The sequence below is a fragment of the Oceanobacter sp. ABM4_470 genome, from assembly GCF_056158645.1.
In genome coordinates this window covers 1,576,887-1,595,305 of sequence record NZ_JBSWTR010000001.1, presented here as the reverse complement: position 1 = coordinate 1,595,305, position 18,419 = coordinate 1,576,887, and the positions used below count along the sequence as shown (strand labels likewise).

Annotated in this window: 20 protein-coding genes and 1 riboswitch; of the genes, 14 read left to right on the top strand and 6 right to left on the bottom strand. The window is 54.6% G+C overall.

Annotated features, from left to right (window positions below; translation table 11 throughout):
* Positions 1 to 4 precede the first annotated feature (4 nt).
* The 3 genes from ACXADJ_RS07070 to ACXADJ_RS07060 are packed head-to-tail and all read right to left on the bottom strand — an operon-like array spanning position 5 to position 1,921.
* Positions 5 to 925 carry a GGDEF domain-containing protein gene (locus ACXADJ_RS07070; protein ID WP_475064280.1) on the bottom strand — a complete coding sequence of 307 codons (921 nt, stop codon included), beginning with the start codon at positions 923 to 925 and terminating at the stop codon, positions 5 to 7.
* Positions 926 to 927: 2 nt separating this feature from the next.
* Complete coding sequence (locus tag ACXADJ_RS07065) at positions 928 to 1,545, bottom strand: hypothetical protein (RefSeq protein WP_036534841.1); 618 nt, start codon at positions 1,543 to 1,545, stop codon at positions 928 to 930.
* Position 1,546: 1 nt separating this feature from the next.
* Positions 1,547 to 1,921 (bottom strand): response regulator, encoded by a 375-nt coding sequence (locus ACXADJ_RS07060; protein ID WP_028292920.1) that lies wholly within the window; start codon positions 1,919 to 1,921, stop codon positions 1,547 to 1,549.
* A gap of 569 nt (positions 1,922 to 2,490) precedes the next feature.
* Here ACXADJ_RS07060 and ACXADJ_RS07055 point away from each other — a divergent pair.
* The 7 genes from ACXADJ_RS07055 to thiE all read left to right on the top strand — a co-directional run bounded on the left by ACXADJ_RS07055 (position 2,491) and on the right by thiE (position 9,899).
* Positions 2,491 to 3,030: a PaaI family thioesterase gene (locus tag ACXADJ_RS07055; RefSeq protein WP_475064279.1), complete on the top strand. Its 540-nt coding sequence runs from the start codon at positions 2,491 to 2,493 to the stop codon at positions 3,028 to 3,030.
* Positions 3,027 to 3,476, top strand: coding sequence for a PaaI family thioesterase (locus ACXADJ_RS07050; protein ID WP_475064278.1), 450 nt, complete (start codon positions 3,027 to 3,029; stop codon positions 3,474 to 3,476). The genes ACXADJ_RS07055 and ACXADJ_RS07050 overlap by 4 nt, the downstream gene beginning before the upstream one ends.
* 200 nt (positions 3,477 to 3,676) lie before the next feature.
* A riboswitch (TPP riboswitch) is annotated at positions 3,677 to 3,781 on the top strand.
* A gap of 197 nt (positions 3,782 to 3,978) precedes the next feature.
* Positions 3,979 to 5,898, top strand: coding sequence for a phosphomethylpyrimidine synthase ThiC (gene thiC, locus ACXADJ_RS07045; protein WP_475068151.1), 1,920 nt, complete (start codon positions 3,979 to 3,981; stop codon positions 5,896 to 5,898).
* Positions 5,891 to 7,075, top strand: a complete 1,185-nt coding sequence (locus tag ACXADJ_RS07040; protein WP_475064277.1) for an FAD-dependent oxidoreductase — start codon at positions 5,891 to 5,893, stop codon at positions 7,073 to 7,075. Before thiC ends, ACXADJ_RS07040 begins: the two co-directional genes overlap by 8 nt.
* A complete protein-coding gene (gene thiS, locus ACXADJ_RS07035; protein WP_475064276.1) occupies positions 7,072 to 7,314 on the top strand; it encodes a sulfur carrier protein ThiS in 243 nt (80 codons plus the stop codon). The genes ACXADJ_RS07040 and thiS overlap by 4 nt, the downstream gene beginning before the upstream one ends.
* Positions 7,307 to 8,119: a thiazole synthase gene (locus ACXADJ_RS07030; protein WP_475064275.1), complete on the top strand. Its 813-nt coding sequence runs from the start codon at positions 7,307 to 7,309 to the stop codon at positions 8,117 to 8,119. Before thiS ends, ACXADJ_RS07030 begins: the two co-directional genes overlap by 8 nt.
* 43 nt (positions 8,120 to 8,162) lie before the next feature.
* Entirely contained in the window at positions 8,163 to 9,899 is a 1,737-nt protein-coding gene (gene thiE / locus ACXADJ_RS07025) for a thiamine phosphate synthase (RefSeq protein ID WP_475064274.1), read from the top strand.
* 32 nt (positions 9,900 to 9,931) lie between these two features.
* Here thiE and ACXADJ_RS07020 read toward each other — a convergent pair whose 3' ends face one another.
* Entirely contained in the window at positions 9,932 to 10,555 is a 624-nt protein-coding gene (locus tag ACXADJ_RS07020) for a LysE family translocator (RefSeq protein ID WP_475064273.1), read from the bottom strand.
* Between the two features lie 354 nt (positions 10,556 to 10,909).
* On the opposite strand from ACXADJ_RS07020, the gene htpG reads away from it, so the two are divergent.
* From htpG to ACXADJ_RS07000, 4 genes are all read left to right on the top strand, one after another.
* Positions 10,910 to 12,808, top strand: coding sequence for a molecular chaperone HtpG (htpG, locus tag ACXADJ_RS07015; protein WP_475064272.1), 1,899 nt, complete (start codon positions 10,910 to 10,912; stop codon positions 12,806 to 12,808).
* A 180-nt stretch (positions 12,809 to 12,988) separates the two neighbouring features.
* A complete protein-coding gene (locus ACXADJ_RS07010) occupies positions 12,989 to 13,567 on the top strand; it encodes a YfaZ family outer membrane protein (protein WP_475064271.1) in 579 nt (192 codons plus the stop codon).
* Complete coding sequence (locus ACXADJ_RS07005; RefSeq protein WP_475064270.1) at positions 13,567 to 14,055, top strand: DUF6586 family protein; 489 nt, start codon at positions 13,567 to 13,569, stop codon at positions 14,053 to 14,055. Before ACXADJ_RS07010 ends, ACXADJ_RS07005 begins: the two co-directional genes overlap by 1 nt.
* A gap of 229 nt (positions 14,056 to 14,284) precedes the next feature.
* Positions 14,285 to 14,539 carry a hypothetical protein gene (locus ACXADJ_RS07000; RefSeq protein WP_051218998.1) on the top strand — a complete coding sequence of 85 codons (255 nt, stop codon included), beginning with the start codon at positions 14,285 to 14,287 and terminating at the stop codon, positions 14,537 to 14,539.
* 164 nt (positions 14,540 to 14,703) lie between these two features.
* On the opposite strand, the gene ACXADJ_RS06995 is transcribed toward ACXADJ_RS07000, so the two are convergent.
* Both ACXADJ_RS06995 and lexA read right to left on the bottom strand, forming a co-directional pair.
* On the bottom strand, positions 14,704 to 15,150 hold the full coding sequence (locus tag ACXADJ_RS06995; RefSeq protein WP_475064269.1) for a cell division inhibitor SulA: 447 nt from the start codon (positions 15,148 to 15,150) through the stop codon (positions 14,704 to 14,706).
* Positions 15,151 to 15,182: 32 nt separating this feature from the next.
* Positions 15,183 to 15,782, bottom strand: coding sequence for a transcriptional repressor LexA (gene lexA / locus ACXADJ_RS06990; protein ID WP_028292909.1), 600 nt, complete (start codon positions 15,780 to 15,782; stop codon positions 15,183 to 15,185).
* Between the two features lie 368 nt (positions 15,783 to 16,150).
* Between lexA and ACXADJ_RS06985 the strand changes: the two genes are divergently transcribed.
* The 3 genes from ACXADJ_RS06985 to nagZ are packed head-to-tail and all read left to right on the top strand — an operon-like array spanning position 16,151 to position 18,412.
* Positions 16,151 to 16,792: a TetR/AcrR family transcriptional regulator gene (locus ACXADJ_RS06985; protein WP_036534828.1), complete on the top strand. Its 642-nt coding sequence runs from the start codon at positions 16,151 to 16,153 to the stop codon at positions 16,790 to 16,792.
* A gap of 19 nt (positions 16,793 to 16,811) precedes the next feature.
* Positions 16,812 to 17,351 carry a L,D-transpeptidase family protein gene (locus tag ACXADJ_RS06980; protein WP_475064268.1) on the top strand — a complete coding sequence of 180 codons (540 nt, stop codon included), beginning with the start codon at positions 16,812 to 16,814 and terminating at the stop codon, positions 17,349 to 17,351.
* A complete protein-coding gene (gene nagZ / locus ACXADJ_RS06975) occupies positions 17,336 to 18,412 on the top strand; it encodes a beta-N-acetylhexosaminidase (RefSeq protein ID WP_475064267.1) in 1,077 nt (358 codons plus the stop codon). The genes ACXADJ_RS06980 and nagZ overlap by 16 nt, the downstream gene beginning before the upstream one ends.
* The last annotated feature ends 7 nt before the right edge of the window (positions 18,413 to 18,419 follow it).

Sequence of the window (18,419 nt, the reverse complement as noted above, 5' to 3'; positions counted from 1 at the left end):
CAGCTTAGTTATCAGGGGTATGAATCTGAAGTTGGTCGTCGGTAGTGGCTGCGGCAGTGCAGGCGGCATCGGCCGCTTGCAGCCATTCATTGGCGTTGTTGAAGGTGTCCAGCGCCCGGGCGATGCCAATGCGGGTATGGTCACGGAATTCGGGGATTTGACGGCCAATGGTCTTGCGAATACGTTCAGCAAAAAAGCGTACATCCCCTTCGTCGCTGGCGGGCAGCAAAACAGCGACCTGACCCGACTGAGGCACACAGGCCAGATCGGTCTGGCGCAATGATCTTGCCAATAGGGCATAGGCTTTTTTCATGGCGTCGGCATCAATCGCCAGCTGGGAATGATCGAGCAGGGCGATGCAGCTTGGCATTTCTGAGCGGTGCACTCGCGCCAGTTCGCGGCTGATTTCTTCGTGCCAGGCATCCGTGGTCATCAGCCCGGTCTCCGGGTCAACCCGAGTCAGCTTGTTGATTTCAACGCCCAGCTTGTGGGCTTCTTCCTTGCCCAGTGCCGCGTCGGTAACGTCATAGATGATGACGCAAATGTGATGGATCTGACGGTCAATCGACTCCAGAGGAATGATTGCGGTGTTCTGGTACATGAAGGTGGCGCGACCGGTAATGGGGCGATAATTCTTGAAATGGAACAGGTAAGGGCGCTGTTCCCAGATCGTGAAGGTGCGCGTTTTCAGCTGAAACACGGGCTCGGCTTTCTTGCGGAACCAGGCTTCCGGGATGTCGGGAAACAGTGTAAACAGATTCTCGCCCTTGGCATTTTGCGGACTGATGCCACTGTGGCTGTCCATAAAGCCATTCCAAAGCTGGATGTTGTATTCCTTGTCGAGAACCACCAGGCCAACGTCGATATTCTGAAGAATATCCATCAACCAATGGATGTCGCCCAGATCAATGTTGGGATTCGTCATAGTTAATCCAGCAAGAAGTCGATTACGTGGTTAAGTCGCAGTACGGAGTCTTCGGTGAACAGCAGCAACAGGTCGCAGTCAACATTCACCGCTTCCATGGTGTAGTGAATTTCGATGGCCAACGTACGCCGCCATTTTTGATTGCTGACGTTCAGAATGTCATTGACGTTGCAGTGCTGCCCCAGCACCACCGGGTGGCCCTGGTTAAAATGAATTTCCAGCTGCTCACCAATGCCCTGAATACAGGCTCCTATTAACAGGGAGCTGACGTCCATCAAAATTTCCAGCTGCGCCTGATGCGTTAGCTCGCCGGGGTAGTTGGTGAGACGAGCGAGGTCGGTAAAGCTGGTGTCGTTGAACAGCATCAAGGCTTCACCAGCGATACCGGAGCCAATAAAGCCCTGACAAACGGCCGATACCGCATCTTCTTCCTGAGCCCCTTCAATGGCCATGCGTAAATCGCTGATTTCAATCAGGTTTACTTTCGGGATCGGAAGGACAACATAGCTGTCCAGCAAGCGGGCAAGGCGATCAGCCGCCTGGCCCATGGCAACGTTGGTCAGCTCCTGGTAGCAATCTCGCTGGTCGTCGCTGAGTGTGACAATAGGAGGAGTCGTCATATCAGGCCCGGGTCATAATGCCGTATTCGGTGAGTACCGCTTCTGCCTTGGCAGCATCAATCGGCTTCTTAACAAACGCCATTGCGCCAAGTCCCATCACACGCTCCTGTGCGTCTGGCTGGATGTCACCAGAGACCACGATCACCATGGCTGGGAGGTCTTCCTTGCGAATGGTCTCGAGTACGCCGTAGCCATCCATGTTGGGCATGGTCAAATCCAGAAACACCACTTCGCCTCTGCCTTCGCGGATGGCCTGGACGCCTTCCACGCCATCTGTCGCAAAATGCACCTCAACGTCCCAGCCCGTCGGGATCGCTCTGGCCATCTGCTTGCGGGCAAAGCTGGAGTCATCGCAAATGAGTATGTTGGTTGCCATAGGTTTTTCGTCTGGATCAGGTCATAGGTAGTACCTTAAGTAGTAGCTGGCCAAGCCAATTTTGCAAACTCAAGGACCCTCTGAATTACTCGGTGCCCGCTCTGGATGACAGGGCGACGCTGAATCACGAAGCTGATTTGCAGGTCTGACGGATCAAGTCAAAAATCAGCGACACAGAGTCAGCAATGCCCTGCCATCCCCTTCGGGCGCGGCCTGCAGCCCGCCAGAACGGTGTTGGCGAACCTGCGCGGCCCGATTTGGAAAGGTCTAGCCATTTCGCTGCATTCGCCGCGGGGGTGTTGTAAAGAGCCAATGACAACCTGCAGGACTCGCGCACGACTGCATGGATGCAGGAGGTAGGGCGAAGCAGGAAGCCAGAGCCGAGAGCAGTGCAGAGTTATTCAGGGGTCCTTACCCGGCTGTCTGACGTAACGTATGGTTGACGAATCACGCGGTTGCTCTGAACGGTGAGCGGGGAGCGTTGTTGAGCAGGGAGTTAAGCGCTTGCGCCGATAACATCGCAGGCGTATTGTGCCTGGTACTCATTAATAAGCTATTCGTGTGTATTTATGGGAAATAATAAGAACAGTCAGAAAACCCCTGAAGAGCGCTTTTGGGCCAGTCAGCAGTTTGTTGGTGTGTTGCCGCACTGCCGCAAACTGGGCATCACCGTTGAAGCCGCTGAGCCGGATTTCGCTTCCCTGCGTTTGCCCTACAGCGATGCCATTATTGGCAACCCGGATACCGGTGTTGTGCATGGTGGCTGCCTGACCACCTTGATGGATACCTGTTGCGGCGGCGCAGTGTTTAATGCGCTGCCGGGTTATGAACTCTGTCCAACACTGGATTTACGAGTCGACTACATGCGTTCTGCCCAGGCAGGCCACGATCTGCTGGCTGAGGCGCGGGTGACTCGTGTAACAGACAACGTCGTATTTGTTGATTGCGAAGTGAAACAGAGTGGCGATGGCCTGCTGGTGGCTAAAGCAACTGCATCGTTTATGCGAATCGATGTGCATATCGACCACTTGGTGGCTCAGGCTCGGGAAACCCTCGCCAGTGCGCAATCGCCAACGCCCAAATTGGATCAACAAGGAGGTAACGTATGACACGTGTATCCATGGCCGAGTTGGTGCAACAGGTGCAGCAAGACAACGACTTCCAGAAGTTGGCTGATGCCATTCCGTACTCCAGAACCATTGGTATGAAAGTACAGGGCGTTGGCGATGAGCTGCTGTTTCATCTGCCTCGCAACCCGGAAAATATTGGTAACCCATTGCTGCCCGCCATTCATGGCGGAGTGATCGGTGGCTTTATGGAATTGGCGGCGGCGCTGCAACTTTTGATAAAAAATCAGCCCGTTACCATGCCGAAGGTGATTGATTTTTCGTTGGATTATATACGAGCGGGCAAAGATCGCGATACCTGGGCTGAGTGTCAGGTATGGCGTCAGGGCAATCGGGTAGCCAATGTGGCGATCACGGCCTGGCAAACCCGACGCGACAGTCCAATCGCGACTGCCAGAGCGCATTTTCTGCTGCAAAGTGGCGACTGAAGTAGCCATTCTCTGGGTTGATTTTCAGCGTTCTGGCGTCCACACAAGCGGTTCAATTATTCGATTTTTTTAAGCGTTCTTGAACCGTACTGCCGTTTGATTTTGAGCTTGATTACGGGACTACTGTTGCCTAAAAGTTATTAGTTGGCAGTTCAAAAATAGGCTATTGCCCTGGGCGAATTTATCCCCTAGCATAAAAAAACATTCTGTCGGGGTGCCTCGAACAAGAGGCTGAGATCGCAATAGCGGGTCCCGTTGAACCTGATCTGGTTAGTGCCAGCGTAGGAAACAGAGACGATTTGTCGGGGCGTTCGCTCCGGCTTCGGATGATGGTCAGCATCGGCTCGCGCCGACAGGCACTCCAGCCTCGCTGCCAATCCCGCTTTCTTTCTGAATCGCTGCCTGCCTGATCCTTTCAACCGTTTGAAGAGAGGAATCAAGTATGGCTTCTGCCGAAACACCGTCACAAAACAATAATCGCCAACACACGTCGAAAAATGCCATGCCATCGCCGCTGACCAAGTCGGAAATGGAGCGTTTGAGCTACCCTGCATCCAGCAAGTTGTATCTGGCGATGGCAAGTGCCCACGAAACCGTCAAGGTAGGCGTGCGTGAAATTGAACTGTCTCCAACGCTGCTGGGCCCGGACCCGGAAACCGCAGAAACCGAATACAACCCGCCTGTGCGTGTGTACGACACCTCTGGCCCTTATTCCGACCCGGATTTTACGCCGGATTTGACCAAAGGTTTGCCAGCCCTCCGACAGCATTGGATTGAAGCACGGGATGACACCGATGTGCTGGAGCAGCCATCGTCGGCCTTCAGTCAGGCTCGAGAAAATGATCTGCGTTTTGAAGACTGGCGCATGAAGGTTGAGCGTCACCCTCGCAAGGCCAAGGCTGGCAAAAACGTGACCCAGCTGCACTACGCCCGTCAGGGCATCATCACGCCCGAGATGGAATACATCGCCATTCGTGAAAACCTCGGACTGGCCGAGGCGCAAATGGACGAGGCGCTGGCGAGCCAGCATCCGGGCCAAAGCTGGGGCGCGAACATTCCCAAAATCATCACGCCGGAATTTGTCCGTGACGAAGTGGCTCGTGGTCGTGCTGTGATTCCGAACAACATCAACCACCCGGAAAGCGAGCCGATGATTATTGGCCGTAACTTCCGCACCAAGGTGAACGCCAACATTGGTAACTCGGCGCTGACTTCCTCGATTGCCGAAGAAGTTGAAAAACTGGTGTGGTCGACCCACTGGGGCGCGGACACCGTGATGGACTTGTCTACCGGTCGTAATATTCACGAAACCCGCGAATGGATTCTGCGCAATTCGCCAGTGCCGATTGGCACCGTGCCGCTCTATCAGGCATTGGAAAAGTGTGGTGGCATTGCCGAAGACCTGACCTGGGAGCTGTTCCGCGACACCCTGATTGAACAGGCCGAGCAGGGCGTTGATTACTTCACCATTCACGCCGGTGTGCGCTTGCACCACATTCCGCTGACCGCCAAGCGCGTCACCGGCATTGTTAGCCGTGGCGGCTCCATCATGGCCAAATGGTGTTTGTCGCATCACAAGGAAAGCTTCCTCTACCAGCACTTCGAGGAAATCTGCGAGATCATGAAGGCCTACGACGTGTGCTTCTCGCTGGGCGATGGCCTGCGTCCGGGCTCGATTGCCGACGCTAACGATGAAGCCCAGTTTGCCGAACTGCGTACCCTGGGTGAGCTGACCAAAATTGCCTGGAAGCACGACGTGCAAACTTTCATCGAAGGCCCTGGCCACGTGCCGATGCACATGATCAAGGAGAACATGGACGAGCAGCTGAAGCACTGTCACGAAGCGCCGTTCTATACCCTTGGCCCTCTGACAACCGATATTGCTCCGGGTTACGACCACTTCACCTCTGGTATCGGTGCCGCCATGATCGGCTGGTATGGCTGTGCCATGCTGTGCTACGTCACGCCAAAAGAACACCTGGGCTTGCCGAACAAGGAAGACGTGAAGCAGGGCCTGATTGCCTATCGGATTGCGGCTCATGCGGCGGATTTGGCCAAAGGCCACCCGGGTGCGCAGCTGCACGACGACGCCATGTCGAAGGCGCGTTTTGAATTTCGCTGGCAGGACCAGTTCAACCTGGCTATTGACCCGGAAACCGCCCGTGCCTACCACGACGAAACCTTGCCGAAAGAGGGCCATAAGGTGGCCCACTTCTGCTCCATGTGTGGGCCGAAGTTCTGCTCTATGAAAATCTCGCAGGAAGTGCGTGATGCTGAAGCCGCGAAAGAGAAGGAGAGAGAGCGCTTGGCCGAAGAGCAAGGCCTGACGGAGCGGGAGCAGGGCATGGCGCAAATGTCTGAACAGTTCCGTGAGCTTGGTAGTGAAATCTATCACCCGGCAGAGGCCATTGCGGATGAATAATTCATCCGCTCAATCTCAACGGGAGCTGGTTCAACAGGGCATCACTCAGCCGGATTTTGCCATCGCCGGGGCAGGCCTCCTGGGCCTGCTGCTGGGCTGGCGACTGGCGTCACAGGGCTACAAGGTCTGTGTGTATGACTCTTCTGACGAAGACAGCCCGAAAGCCGCTGCGCACACCGCCGCAGCCATGATTGCACCGTGGGCCGAATTGCCGGTGTGTGCCGACGGCCTGTTTGAAATGGGCTGTGCCTCACTCAAGCTCTGGCCGACGTTATTGGCTGACCTCGAACAGCAATCTGCCGAGAAAATACGGTTAGGGCAGGGCGGAAGCTTGCTGGTAGCGCATCCCGCTGACCAATCTGAACTGCAGGATTTTCAGGCCCATATGCAGCGGGCGGGCATACTTGCCGACAGCAAGGACGATGTGCAGTTACTGAGTGGCTCGCGCTTGCGGCAAATGGAACCGGCGTTGGCTGAACACTTTCAGCAAGGCTTCTGGCTACCAAATGAATCGCATCTGGAAAATCGCCGTTTGCTGGCGTTGCTTAAGCAGCAAATTCGCGCTTTGGGTGGCGAGTTGCACTATCAGGCTCAGGTTGAGTTTGTAGGGCTTTCGGCAACGGTGAATGGCACAGAGCAGCCAGCCGGGCGCTGGCTGGATTGTCGCGGCACCGGTGCTCGTCAGTCTGATGGCCGGGTTCGCGGTGTTCGCGGAGAAGTGGTCTGGATCGAAGCGCCGGACGTGCATATCGGTCGCCCGGTGCGGCTGCTGCATCCACGTTATCACTTGTATTTGGTGCCCAAGGAGGGCGGCAAATACATTCTTGGAGCGACCGAAATCGAGTCAGACGACCGTTCGCCGGTGAGTGTGCGTTCGGCGCTGGAAATGCTTAGCGCCTTGTATGCCCTGTCGCCGGGGCTGGCGGAAGCCCGGATTCTGGAAATGACGGCTAACGTGCGTCCGGCACTGCCATCGCACAAGCCGGAAATTCGCACTATTCCGCAGGGCCTGGCAATCAACGGGCTGTTCCGCCACGGCTATTTGCTGGCGCCTGCCATGCTGTCGCGGTTGCAGCACGAGTTCGATTTACCCTTGGGTCTAACGGGCGTCCCTCAAGGCGGCAAGGGCATGAGCCTGACTGATCATGAGCTGCCTTCACAGGAGGTAGTGGCATGAGTGATTCATTCAATTATTGGATCAACGGCGAAATCCGTTCGTCGCAGTCGCCATTGACGCTGGTGGATGTCCTGGTGTCAGAAGGGTATCTGGATGAAAACCCGGCTGGCGACAAACAGGCGGCAGGACGCTTTATCGTAGCGCTGGACCAGTGCATCGTCGCTGCCGTGGACTGGTCAGATTCGGTGGTAAAAGCAGATTGCAAGATCGACGTTGTAGGAGCAATTACCGGTGGCTGATTCAACCGAACAAGACGCTTTGGTGATCGGCGGGGAAACCATTCCCGGCCGTTTATGGCTGGGCACATCGATGTATCCGTCCCCCGATATCATGGGGCAGTCACTGCAAGCGGCAGGCCCGGGGTTTGTAACTGTGTCTGTGCGTCGCCAGACGGCCCGACAAGTAGAGGACAACGGACACTGGCAGTTGATCGACCAATGGCTGAAGCAGAGTGGTTCGCTACTGCTTCCCAATACGGCGGGGTGCCACAGTGCCAGTGAAGCCATTCTGATGGCGAATATGGCCCGTCAGTTGTTCGCAACAGACTGGATCAAGCTGGAAGTCATCGGAGATGATTACAGCCTGCAACCCAATGCCTTTGAGTTACTCTCGGCCGCAGAAACACTGGTTCAGCAGGGCTTTAAAGTGCTGCCATATTGCACTGAAGATCTGGTGCTGTGTCAGAAACTGCTGGATGTTGGCTGCAAGGCGGTGATGCCCTGGGCGGCCCCTATTGGGACTGGCCGTGGACTGCAAAACCCCCACGGGCTGCGCATGCTGAGGGAGCGTTTGCCCGATGCGGTGATCGTGATTGATGCAGGCATCGGTAAACCGTCACAAGCTATGCAAGCGATGGAAATGGGTTTCGACGCTGTGTTGATGAACACCGCCGTGGCCAAGGCGTTGGACCCGGTGGCCATGGCCGGGGCATTTCGCAACGCCGTAACGGGCGGTCGTCAGGCCTGGCGGGCTGGCACTATGGTAGAGCGAGAACAGGCCAGCGCTTCTACGCCAACGCTGGGAATGCCGTTCTGGCACCAGTAGTGAATACCGGACTATGCGCCGGGTAAATCTTGGTAGGATTTCTATGATCATTCTTGAGGCCGAAAGTCACGGTCTAAACAGCCCCGGTCTAAGCAGCCAGGGTCTAAGTAAATCTGGCCCGGTTAAACGCCCGGTGGTGTGGTCCATCACCGCTTCCGACAGCGCCGCAGGTGCGGGTATGCAGGCCGATATTGCGGTGTGCAACCAATGGTGCGTTCAGGTTCAGTGTGTGGTAACAGCCATTACTGCTCAGAACTCCGCGGGCTTTCAGCAAGGGTTTGCCTTGCCGTTATCGCAGGTGCAGGCTCAATGGCAGGCACTGAAGGCTGACGGCTGGCCAGCGGCAATACGGGTAGGTTGGCTGCCAAATGATGACGATCTATGGCAGTGGCTGGCGGATGCCCTCGATCAGGCACCATGCCCGGTTATCTGGGACCCGGTGATCAGTGCCACGGACGTGTCGCCTGACTCTTATTGTGAACCCGAGAGCAAGAAATCTGCGATGCTCTCAGCCGACTTGGAGCGCTATCGTGCTTTGCTTGCCTGCGTCGATGTGATTACTCCCAACAATGCTGAGGCGCGCTTGCTTTTGGGAATGTCAGGTTGCTCAGAAGGCGACGTTGTTGATCCATCGGAGAATAAGCCGAGCTGCCAACAGATGGCCCGAGCGCTTTCTGAATTGGGGCCTTCGACCGTCATCATTACGGGGGGCGATAGTTCGCTAAACGAACACCCATTGCAGGTGGTCACCGATGTATTTCACCGTGCTGTATCTGAAGAGCAGGGCTTCATACCCGAAGAGCAGGCTCCCGAGCAAATCGGTATGCCAGCGTTTCAGCTGCTGAGCGAGCGAGTAATGCACCAGGCTCATGGCACTGGCTGCCACTTTGCTGCGGCGCTGGCCGCAGGGCTGGCATCTGGTAACCGTCTTTACGATGCCATTTTGAAAGCCAGCGAATACGCTTTGCAATGCCTGGAGGCTGCGTCGGAAAGAAACAGCGGGTATCACAATTGTTTCGCTGCGGCACAGCAGTCAGCGGCCGACCATCGGGTTTCGGTTTCTGTATTGGCTCCGGCTTTGGCTTCGGTCAACCAGGACACTGCTGCCGGAACTGGCGCTGTCGATTCCCTTTACCCACTTGATGACGGCGTCGATCTGTCGGCCATGCCACTGGTATTTCCGCTACTGGATAAGCCTTTGGGGCTTTATGGTTTGGTCGACAATCTGGAATGGCTAAAACGTCTGCTGACCCTTGGTGTGGATACCTTGCAGTGGCGAGTAAAACACCAATCAGTGAATTACCGAGAGGAAACCGCCGAAGCCATTGCGCTGTGCCGGGAGGCTGGTGTGCCGCTCTACATCAATGACGACTGGTCATTGGCGCTGGAACTGGAGGCCTGGGGAGTGCATTTGGGTCAGGAGGACTTGTGCACAGCGGATCTGACGGCCTTGGCGCAAGCCGGTTTGTGTTTGGGGGTGAGTACCCATACCGAATGGGAAATTGCTCGAGCCAGAGCCATCAAGCCCTCTTACATTGCTTTTGGACCGGTATTTCCGCCGTTGTCGAAAAAACTGAAATACCCGCCATTGGGTTTGGAGCAGTTATCGAAGTGGTGTGCCGAAAACAGCGACTTCCCGTTAACCTGCATTGGCGGTATCACGGAAGATAACATCACGGATGTTGTATCGACGGGCATACCGTCGGTGGCAATTGTGACGGCGCTGGCCAACGACGAGGGGCTGGCCAAGCGGTTTGAACGTATCCGTCAGGCTATCTGACCGAAATAAGAAAGAAGGTAGTGAGCGTGCCGTTAGCTTGCTACCAGCCACACGCCCACACCCAGCATCAGTGTGCCTGCACAACGATTGATCACCCGGACGTTGCTCTGGGTTTTCAACAGCAGACTCAGGCTCTTGCCGCCACTGGCGTATATCAGCAAGCAGACAAATTCCAGCAGTAGAATGATGCCCAGCAGGGCAGGCAGCTGGTGGCTCATGCTGATCTCGGGGTCCAGAAATGGCGGCAACAGCGCAATGAAAAATGCCCAACCCTTGGGGTTGGCGATGGCTGTAATAAAGCCTTGCCACGCCAGTTCCTTCCAACTGGCCTGACGCTGTTGCTCAGGTTGTTGAGACAGCGCCAACTTTCCTCTTGAACGCCACAGCTGAACGCCCAGATAGCCCAGGTACAGACCGCCAGCTAACTTGAACGCAACGAACAGCGCTGGGAAATTCAGCATAATCGCAGCGACACCAATGACCGCCGATGTTGCCACAATACCTACGCCCACAAGTTCGCCCGCCATCATCCACAACGCACGTTTAACGCCAATCGTCATGCCCAATGACATCGACAGGGTCATGCACATACCCGGCGTAATGGAAACGAAGAAAAAGGTTGGAACAAACGCCATCAAGGCTGCGGTGTTGAGCATAAAAGGGTCTTCAAGGCTGATGGTGCGTAGTATGCGCTGACTTGATTGAAATGTAACGCAATCGGGCGGTGATATACACGTATGAAATCGCTCGTTGAGCCGAGTTGCCCTCGATTGTCTGTTCAGCAAGGAATAACAACGATTTGCCAATTCGCTTTTATTTAGAGCGGATTAGAGTCCCCAAGTCGCTGAAAAGGTTAATTTTTATGTTTTCTGCATCTTTGTGCCTTGAAATGAAACAGGCCGTCCCCATCTTTGCATTCAACGGCCAGGCGATAGGGTAGTTACCGCGTCTGGCAGGCATTGAGGTGAAATAACGACGCGTGGATTTGCGTCTTGTAACAGGAGAAACTCATGACCGTGGCCAGCAAAGAAACACTTGGCTTTAAAACCGAAGTCAAACAGCTGCTGCATCTGATGATTCATTCCTTGTATTCCAACAAGGAAATCTTTTTGCGGGAGCTGATTTCCAACGCTTCCGACGCCTGCGACAAGCTGCGCTTCGAAGCTTTGAAAAACGACGCACTGTACGAAGGCCAGAGCGAGCTGGCAGTGCACATCGACTTTGATGCCGAAGCGCGCACTCTGACCATTGCCGACAATGGCATTGGTATGGATCGCGATGATGTGGTGAACAACCTGGGTACCATCGCCAAATCCGGTACTGCTGATTTCCTGAGCAAGCTGACTGGCGACCAGAAAGCCGATTCCCAACTGATTGGTCAGTTCGGTGTGGGTTTCTACTCCGCATTTATCGTGGCCGACAAGGTTGTGGTTGTAACCCGCCGTGCCGGCAAAGCCGCTGATGCTGGCGTGCGTTGGGAATCTGCCGGTGAAGGTGAGTTCTCGATCGAAGGTGTTGAGAAAGCCGATCGCGGTACCAGCATTACCCTGCACCTGAAAGAAGGTGAAGAAGATTTTGCCGACAGCTTCCGTCTGCGTTCCCTGATCAAGAAATATTCCGATCACATCGCCATTCCGGTATTCCTGCCGCAGGAAACCACCACTGATGAAGAAGGCAATGAGACCCAGCAGCCTGCCGAAGCAGTGAACGAAGCCAAGGCGCTGTGGACTCGTCAGAAGTCGGACGTTAGCGACGAAGAATACACCGAGTTCTACAAGCACATTTCCCACGACTGGCAGGAACCACTGACCTGGATGCACAACAAGGTGGAAGGCAAACTGGATTACACCAGCCTGCTGTACATCCCGTCCAAGGCGCCATTCGACCTCTGGAACCGTGAGAGTGCCCGTGGCCTGAAGCTGTACGTTCAGCGAGTGTTCATTATGGACGACGCCGAGCAGTTCCTGCCGCTATACCTGCGTTTTGTGAAGGGTGTGCTGGATTCCAACGACCTGTCCCTTAACGTATCCCGTGAAATTCTGCAGCAGGACAAGCAAGTCGACAGCCTGCGTTCCGCGCTGGTGAAGCGCGTGTTGGATACGCTGACCAAACTGGCCAAGAACGATTCTGAAAAGTACCAGCAGTTCTGGGATCAGTTCGGTGAAGTGCTGAAAGAAGGCCCGGCTGAAGATTTCGCTAACAAGGAAAAAATCGCAGGTCTGTTCCGCTTCTGCACCACCAAGTCGGAAGGCACTGTTGAAAATGTTGGTCTGGCTGACTACGTTGCGCGCATGCGTGAGGGTCAGAAGAAGATCTACTACATCACCGCAGAGAGCGTTGAAGGCGCTCTGGGTAGCCCGCACATTGAATACTTCAAGAAGAAAGGCGTTGAAGTACTGCTGCTGACTGACCGCGTTGACGAATGGATGGTTGGTCATCTGTCCGAGTTCGACGGCAAGCAGTTCCAGGACATCACCAAAGGTGAACTGGATCTGGATGATCTGGCGGACGAAGAAGAGAAAAAACAGCAGGAAGAACTGCAAGAAACCCACAAGGCACTGATCGAACGCGTTCAGGACGCTCTGGAAGATGTAAAAACCGTACGTGTTACCTCTCGTCTGACGGATTCACCGGCCTGCCTGGTGGTAGGGCAGTTCGACATGGGTGGCCACATGCGCCGTATGCTGGAAGCTGCGGGTCAGGATGTTCCTGAATCTGATGTGACACTGGAAATCAACCCGACTCATCCACTGATTGCCCGTTTGGATCAGGAGCAGGATGAAGATCGCTTCAAGGAACTGGCGGGTCTGATTCATGCCCAAGCGCAGTTGGCCGAAGGCTCTCAGCTGAAAAACCCAGCGGAATACGTTGGTAAGCTGAACAAACTGTTGCTGGATCTGATGAAGTAATCGGTAGCGGGATTCAGTCCTAACTACTGTTACTCAGTGCAGCGCCCCGGCTCTGTAAGCCATGTCAACCACGTGGGTTGATGTGCGTTTATAGAGTACCGGGGCGCTGCTATGATGCGCTTACGTTAATTTTGTGTGCCGGAGCGGAGCTTCGGCAAAAAGATCTTCCTTGGGGGAAATATGAAAGGTATTGCTGTGGCCACTCGTAGTGCAATTGCGGGAACCCTGTTGTCTGTTGCTGCTGTTTCCGCACAGGCGGGAGGTACCTTGGACTTCAGTTTGGCTAACGAATCCGTTCGACTGGCCTACGACGCCACCCAGGCCGACTCTGGCCTGCACATCAACCTGTCCGGCTTGCACGACATGGACGACGGCGACCTGCTGGGTGCGGGCCTGCATGTGGTTGATTTGAAAAACCGCAACAAGAACCTGTACTTCGGTGTAGGTGGTAAAGCCTTCCTGTTTGATACCGATATCGACGCCCAGGGTGGTGCTGTTGGTGTGGGTGGCTTCTTCCGCGCCAACTTGCCAACGCACCCGGACTTCAGCCTGGCCGGTTACGCTTACTATGCGCCCAAGGTAGTTTCCTTCGGTGATGCCGAAAGCCTGCTGAGCACCGATATTCGCGCTCAATACGCGGTTATTCCGACTGCTCGCGTTTACATGGGTTACCGCTACAACGGTGTGCGTCTTGAAGATGTTAGCGACCGTTATGAATTGGGCGAAGGCGTTCACTTTGGTGTGACGCTGGACTTCTGATGGCAGCAATTAACTGGGTAGGCCAGACCAATCAGCGTTTGTACCAGTGTCGACTGATGCTGGAGCAGGTTGAGCTGGCAGACAATCATGCGCTGGCGACGGCATTGGAAGACGGTGCCGTATTGCAGTTGGGCGCCGCCTATCGTTGCTACCTCAATGAGCTGGCTGGATTGGTGAACGTGAATGGCAAGGTCAACGACCTGGCTGAACTGTTCGCCAAGGCTGCGTTTGCCATTGCCGACATGCAAGAGCTGAAACAGCTGGAAGCTGATGTTTACGGTTGGCTGGGGCAGCTGCAGCAGATGCTGCGTGATGCCCAGCAACTGGCGGCGGTCAGTAAGCCGAGCAGCGTCGAACAGGTTGAGCCGAGTGGTAATCTGATTGCTAGTGCACCGGCGGAACAAAGCCGTGCGGAAATCTTGCTGGGCATATTGGGTGAGTTACAGGCCCTGATTGAATGCCAGCGTGGGAATCACAAGGAAAGCTGAACCTGCGATTCATGAAGTCCAGTTACTCAAAACACCCGCCATGTGGCGGGTGTTTTTGTAAATACTGCGGATACTCGGGTTTGTCGCTTAAACACGTTCAGTAAGAATCGGCACTTGCGGCTATTTTGGCAGGTACTGAACAGCTGGATTTCCCTGCGGTCGGCAATGCTGGCCGTTACTCTTGTTATCTTTATGTTACACTCGCCATCCAATTTTCGTGAGACCTTCTATGGCACGCTTCTTTGAGATTGTAGAGCTTACCAATGGTGACGTGGCGCTTCGTCGGGTTGATGACGAAGAAGACGGTGATGCGCTGGTGCGTATTCATTTTTCAGCCGACGCCAAAGCCAGTTTGAGTGAGCATCATGTAGATATTGCCCGCGTCATGCTGGAAGCCGGTGTGCGTAAAGTGGGTGAGTTGTCTGGTTTTGATATGGACGACGAAGAATTTGATATTGATGCGCCGTCTCACAAGGTACATTGATCTGTCTGGTATCGCACTCATTGTTTGATGGCTAATGACCTGTAAAACATCAGCCCAAAGCGTGGATAAGATACCCAGCAACGAAAAAAGCAGCCAATGGCTGCTTTTTTTGTGCTTCGATTTTGAGCCTTGTTGTTCCAGTAAGGCATTGAACCGTCGCACTGTCAGAGGCTGCTGTGAACCAGTACCACATGAGTACCACTTTGGGCGGCTGTTTGGCGCAGGCTTCTGCGAGCCTCGCTGCTGAGACCACCTTGCCATTCAATGATCAAATGGCTGTTGGCACTGGCCATAATACGTTCGCACAACGCCATTTGGGTGTCCTGGCACAGATCAATATGGACTACCGGAGCGGTACCGAGGCCAATACTCTCCAACCACTGTTTGTTCAGGGTCCGATTCGGGCTAAGCCACATCAGCCAGCGGTTACTGGAATTACACTGCGCCAGCATCGGTAATAGCTGCATCGGCTGGATAGCGCTGTCGTCACTCAGAATCATTTCGGTCAGACTGCCTTTGGCTGGCTGGACATTCAGGGTCTTGCGATCCTGAATCCGGCTGCTGAGAGACAAATCAGGCTGGTGATCGACTTGCAAACTCATCTGGCGCATGGCGGCTGACCTCGTGATAACTGACTGAGAACTTAGTGGCGGCGAATGACGCCGACGTACAGTCCTTCGATGTTAAATTCCTGTTCGCGCAGATCGACTTCAATCGGCGCGTATGCTTCGTTTTCGGCGTGCAACAGAACCTTGTTGCGGTTCTTTTCCAGGCGCTTGACGGTCACTTCGTTTTCAACCCGGGCAACCACCACCTGACCATTACGAGCGGTATCGCACTTGTGAACCGCAATCAGATCGCCGTCCATAATGCCGATGTTCTTCATGCTGTCGCCGTGTACTTCCAACAGGTAGTTGGCATCTGGTTTGAAAAAACCGGTCGGCAGGTTGCAGTAATCTTCAATGTGCTCTTGCGCCAGAATGGGTTCACCAGCGGCCACACGACCGACGATAGGCAAACCTGGCTGTTGGGTTTCAATCACACGAATCCCGCGTGAGGCACCTGGCATGATCTCAATAGCCCCTTTGCGCGCCAGTGCTTTCAAGTGTTCTTCGGCGGCATTGGGAGACTTGAACCCAAGCTCTTTGGCAATCTCCGCACGGGTTGGCGGAAATCCGGTTTCCTCGATTCGGCTACGAATCAGATTCAACACCTGCTGTTGTCTTGCGGTGAGCTTGATCATGTGTCTTTCCATATCTGTTTATCTGTACAGTGGTTGGAAATATATACAGTAAAAAATACTGTGTAAACCCACAGTGTTTATTTTTTGTTGGTCTATTGCTCATTGAATTTATTGGGCTGGACTGGTTGGGGAGAAATCGTCGGGCTGGGGGATAAGTTACGGATTTTCCTGGCTGGTATAGGTGGGAACGGTTTAGAGGCTCTGGTTTTATTTGCCAGTTTGTTTGAATACGTATTCGGGTTGACGCTTTTCTACGCGGTAACGACAGTGTTTCCAGTACTTTAGCGCCGTTTTTAGGAAATAGATTTGATTCAGTTGCGTTTCAAACGTATGTTTCAAACAACAATAATGCATGGAACCTCAGCCCCATGGCCCAGAAAGACACCGCCAAAAGTATTCTTAATGCCGCTGAAGAATTGTTTTCCGAGCGCGGGTTTGCCGAAACCTCGCTGCGTAACATTACCAGCAAAGCCAATGTGAATCTGGCCGCGGTGAATTACCATTTCGGTTCCAAGAAAGAACTGATTCAAGCCGTATTCGCCCGCTTTCTGACGCCGTTTTGCGCCAGTCTGGACGAGGCGCTGGCCCAGTACGAAGCCGAGCTGAATGGCGATACGCCAGATTTCGGCAAGTTGCTGCGTTTGCTGTCGGGTACCGCGCTGGCAGCTGGCAAGGGCAGCACTCGTCGCGTGGGCATTTTCATGCGTTTGCTGGGCCTGGCTTACTCACAAGAGCAGGGACATTTGAGGAAATTCCTGCGCAATGAATACGGCCAGGTGTTCAGCCGTTTTATGACACTGGTAACCGCTGCGTCGCCGGGGCTGGATGATCAGGAGCGATTCTGGCGTATTCACTTTATGTTGGGGGCGACGGTGTTTACCCTGTCCGGGGTTGAGTCATTAACCGCCATGGCAGAACACGACCTCGGCGTCAGCAGCGGTATCGAGCAGGTGATTGACCACCTGGTGCCGTTCCTGTCGTCGGGCTTTCAGGCTCCACACCAAGACTGACCTTCGATACCGAGAACGTATGATTGTCGACACTATTGGGCTGCGGGATGCGCCCACGATTGAAATTTCCATTGCTGATCAGGCGCTGCGTTTTAGCGCTGAAGATCGCTGCTATCTGTTTGATGTGTCTACCGCGCTGAATGGCGTTGGTGAGCGAAACGGCAGTGGCTGCACGCCGCGCGGTTGGCATCGTGTCGTCGCCCGTATTGGCGACGGCCTGCCCATCAATGCCGTGTTTGTTGGACGTCGTTTTACCGGCGAAATCTATTCGCCGGCGTTGGCCGAACAGCACCCCAGCCGGGATTGGATTCTGAGCCGTATTCTCTGGCTGCAAGGCTTGGAGATTGGCCGCAATCGCATGGGCAATGTCGACTCGATGCGACGCTATATTTATATTCACGGAACTCCGGATACGGAACCTATGGGGCGGCCGGAGTCTCATGGCTGTGTGCGTATGCGCAATGAAGACCTGCTGACGTTGTTCGATTTGGTGCCCGCTGGCACCCGGGTCTGGATACAGGAACACAGCTTTTCGAGAATCCCATGTCGTTTGATCTGACCACGTCTGAACCCCGCCCATCGGTGGGTGTAATTGCCGATTTGATCGGTACCGAACTGGTTCCACAAGACCGTGTTGTACTGGACTCACCCGCATTAAGCGGATTGATTCTATTTGCTCGTAATTATCAGAGCCGCAGTCAGTTAACCCAATTGCTGGATGCGGTACGCCGCGAACGCCCGGAGTTGCCGGTGTTTGTTGATCAGGAAGGCGGTCGGGTACAGCGTTTCCGAGACGGTTTTGTTCGTCTACCAGCCATGATGCGGTTGGGTGAATGTTTTGCGGCTGACACGGATCTGGCTGTCGAGGCGGCTGAAAAACTGGGCTTTGTAATGGCTGCTGAACTGGTTTTGGTGGGTGTTGATACCAGTTTTGCCCCGGTACTGGATATTGAGCGAGGGTGCTCCCGGGTGATCGGTGATCGCGCTTTTGGCACCAGTGCTGCGGTGGTTGCCCAGCTGGCGTCGGCGTTTATTCAGGGGATGCGAGCGGCGGGTATGAAAGCCGTAGGCAAACATTTCCCCGGGCATGGCGCTGTTGAAGCCGATTCCCACAAGGAGTTGCCGCTGGATGATCGCAGCTACTCTCAGCTGATGTACGATATGCGCCCGTTCAAACAGTTGTCGGCAGCGGGGCTGTTGGACGGGGTGATGCCTGCCCATGTGGTGTACCCGGCGGTCGACCCGGTATCAACCGCTGGTTTTTCTCAGCGTTGGATGCAGTTGCTGCGTCAGCGGGTGGGTTTTGACGGCGTGGTTTTCAGTGATGATCTGACCATGGAAGGCGCGGCCAAATACGGTGACTACCGTAAGCGGGCTGAGTTGGCGATGGCAGCGGGATGCAACGCATTGGTGGTGTGTAATGTGCCGGAAGGCGCTGAGGCGGTGCTGAAGGCTGTCGTTGATGCAACGGCATCCGCGGATTCGCCTTATCGCAAGCTTGATCTCTCTGATTGGCGTATTCGCTATAGCGGAGAACAGCGACTGCAGATCGAAAGCGATCTGCAACAACATATTCAATGGCTGGTGGAAGCCGGTCTGATTCAACACGATTTTGAGTAACAAAAGC

Excerpts from the sequence above, each read along its gene's own strand:
- ACXADJ_RS07070 (WP_475064280.1), bottom strand. The coding sequence starts at position 925 with ATGACGAATCCCAACATTGATCTGGGCGACATCCATTGGTTGATGGAT.
- ACXADJ_RS07065 (WP_036534841.1), bottom strand. The coding sequence starts at position 1,545 with ATGACGACTCCTCCTATTGTCACACTCAGCGACGACCAGCGAGATTGC.
- ACXADJ_RS07060 (WP_028292920.1), bottom strand. The coding sequence starts at position 1,921 with ATGGCAACCAACATACTCATTTGCGATGACTCCAGCTTTGCCCGCAAG.
- ACXADJ_RS07055 (WP_475064279.1), top strand. The coding sequence starts at position 2,491 with ATGGGAAATAATAAGAACAGTCAGAAAACCCCTGAAGAGCGCTTTTGG.
- ACXADJ_RS07050 (WP_475064278.1), top strand. The coding sequence starts at position 3,027 with ATGACACGTGTATCCATGGCCGAGTTGGTGCAACAGGTGCAGCAAGAC.
- thiC (WP_475068151.1), top strand. The coding sequence starts at position 3,979 with ATGCCATCGCCGCTGACCAAGTCGGAAATGGAGCGTTTGAGCTACCCT.
- ACXADJ_RS07040 (WP_475064277.1), top strand. The coding sequence starts at position 5,891 with ATGAATAATTCATCCGCTCAATCTCAACGGGAGCTGGTTCAACAGGGC.
- thiS (WP_475064276.1), top strand. The coding sequence starts at position 7,072 with ATGAGTGATTCATTCAATTATTGGATCAACGGCGAAATCCGTTCGTCG.
- thiE (WP_475064274.1), top strand. The coding sequence starts at position 8,163 with ATGATCATTCTTGAGGCCGAAAGTCACGGTCTAAACAGCCCCGGTCTA.
- ACXADJ_RS07020 (WP_475064273.1), bottom strand. The coding sequence starts at position 10,555 with ATGCTCAACACCGCAGCCTTGATGGCGTTTGTTCCAACCTTTTTCTTC.
- htpG (WP_475064272.1), top strand. The coding sequence starts at position 10,910 with ATGACCGTGGCCAGCAAAGAAACACTTGGCTTTAAAACCGAAGTCAAA.
- ACXADJ_RS07010 (WP_475064271.1), top strand. The coding sequence starts at position 12,989 with ATGAAAGGTATTGCTGTGGCCACTCGTAGTGCAATTGCGGGAACCCTG.
- ACXADJ_RS07005 (WP_475064270.1), top strand. The coding sequence starts at position 13,567 with ATGGCAGCAATTAACTGGGTAGGCCAGACCAATCAGCGTTTGTACCAG.
- ACXADJ_RS07000 (WP_051218998.1), top strand. The coding sequence starts at position 14,285 with ATGGCACGCTTCTTTGAGATTGTAGAGCTTACCAATGGTGACGTGGCG.
- ACXADJ_RS06995 (WP_475064269.1), bottom strand. The coding sequence starts at position 15,150 with ATGCGCCAGATGAGTTTGCAAGTCGATCACCAGCCTGATTTGTCTCTC.
- lexA (WP_028292909.1), bottom strand. The coding sequence starts at position 15,782 with ATGATCAAGCTCACCGCAAGACAACAGCAGGTGTTGAATCTGATTCGT.
- ACXADJ_RS06985 (WP_036534828.1), top strand. The coding sequence starts at position 16,151 with ATGGCCCAGAAAGACACCGCCAAAAGTATTCTTAATGCCGCTGAAGAA.
- ACXADJ_RS06980 (WP_475064268.1), top strand. The coding sequence starts at position 16,812 with ATGATTGTCGACACTATTGGGCTGCGGGATGCGCCCACGATTGAAATT.
- nagZ (WP_475064267.1), top strand. The coding sequence starts at position 17,336 with ATGTCGTTTGATCTGACCACGTCTGAACCCCGCCCATCGGTGGGTGTA.